This is a genomic window from Acinetobacter sp. YH12241, from assembly GCF_013417535.1.
Taxonomy (GTDB): domain Bacteria; phylum Pseudomonadota; class Gammaproteobacteria; order Pseudomonadales; family Moraxellaceae; genus Acinetobacter.
The window spans coordinates 1-1,606 of the sequence record NZ_VPDQ01000068.1; the positions used below are offsets into that span (position 1 = coordinate 1).

Consider the following 1,606-nt stretch of genomic DNA (forward strand, 5'->3'; position numbering starts at 1 on the left):
AATTCAAGTGAATTTGTTTGAAAGAAGAACTTTAAAAGCTTTATTTTCACCCGATAAAATACCCATAAAACAAGAGGAAGCTCATTTGAGCTTCCTCTTGTGAAAAATTGTGGGACAGCAATGGGAAGTTCCCCTCTTTTTAAAGAGGGGTTGGGGTGGATTAAAGTTGTTGAAATTGTTTAGAGAATAAAATGTCACTTTTAAGAGAGATACAAATTGATGCTATAAACTCAAATGCTAAGATTTCAGATTTATTAAGAAAATGTCAAATATTAGCTTATAGATTGGGTAATGAAGATTTTAAGAATTGGATTAGCTTCGAATTGCAAGGCTATCCACAAGACCCAAAAAATGTACCTGACTATAGAATCTTAAATGTTAATTCAAAAGGCCATTTTGCAGGTGCTTTTGGAAGTGCTTTAAATAATGCAGATATGTTGACTTACAGTTTGCCAGAGCAACTTCAAAAAAGTTTATCAAAAGCATATTTTTTTAGTCCTATTGCAACCCTTGAGAGTTTAACAAATAATGAAAGTGAGGTCTTAACTCAAGATTGGAATCCAGCGATTATTGCTCATTACGGTTCTAAGATGTATGAGGGTTATAATTGTATGCAAGCTTGGAAAGTAATACCTGCTTCAGCTGTAGTAGGAATAATAGATACAGTAAAAACAAAAATCTTAAATTTTGCTTTAGAAATTGAGCTGTTAAATCCGCAAGCAGGTGAAGCTGCATTGAATTCTAATCCGATTCCTCAAGAAAAAGTCACCCAGATTTTTAATTTTAATATTGCTGGTAATGTTCAAAACTTAGCTTCAGGAAATCATCACAGCACTATCCATCAAGAAATTAATAACTCTCAAATTCCTCAAGAGTTTCTAGATTTATTAAGTACTTTGAGAAAATCTGAAATCGAGGAAGAGTTAGTTAGCGATCTAGAACTAAGAATTGAAAAATTAGGAACCTCAATTGGAACACCAGAATATACTTCCCAATATGGTGAGCTAATGAGTTTTCTCTCTAATCATGTGACTATATATACTTTCTTAGCTCCATTTATTCCAATGCTATCAAGCTATTTATCATAGAAAGTGAAAGTGATTAGGCACAGCGACGAAATATCATTAGATCACAAATAAAAATAACACTTAGCTTTAACGACACTATCATTTACAAAAATGGACAATAGACATTCATCACAACAGAGTTATACTGCTTAGACCATTTTCTAAAACAACGGAGAACAAAGATGGTTACAGCTGGCTCAAAACCGGGAACAGGTTTCTATTTTTGTGTTCAATGCGGACATCGCGTCTTCTTAGAAATTGGTACAGACCGACTACCACCGTGTACCAAATGCCTCGGCACCCAATATAACGATAAGGTTGCCTAAGCACACGATATTCAAAACAGAAGATCCTGTTTTAAATAAAAGCCCTATCACCCTATAGGGCTTTTTTGTTAGCGTATAATTTACATGGCTCTAGACTAGCAAAATGATTATGTTAGTCTAGAATCATGATAGAAAACAGTAAATTAAGTCACTACAAGATTAAAAAAATTATTCAATGCTTTTGTGTTGATATTCCTGCTTCCAAAACAGCCT

General features: G+C 33.6%; 2 protein-coding genes and 1 pseudogene. All 3 read left to right on the forward strand.

Annotated features, from left to right (window positions below; genetic code table 11):
- Window positions 1–191: 191 nt before the first annotated feature.
- Complete coding sequence (locus FTV18_RS15560; RefSeq protein ID WP_179993183.1) at window positions 192–1,088, forward strand: hypothetical protein; 897 nt, start codon at window positions 192–194, stop codon at window positions 1,086–1,088.
- A 107-nt stretch (window positions 1,089–1,195) separates the two neighbouring features.
- A complete protein-coding gene (locus FTV18_RS15565) occupies window positions 1,196–1,393 on the forward strand; it encodes a zinc ribbon-containing protein (protein WP_257229525.1) in 198 nt (65 codons plus the stop codon).
- Between the two features lie 125 nt (window positions 1,394–1,518).
- Window positions 1,519–1,606: pseudogene (locus FTV18_RS15570) on the forward strand (IS1595 family transposase); the annotation flags it as partial.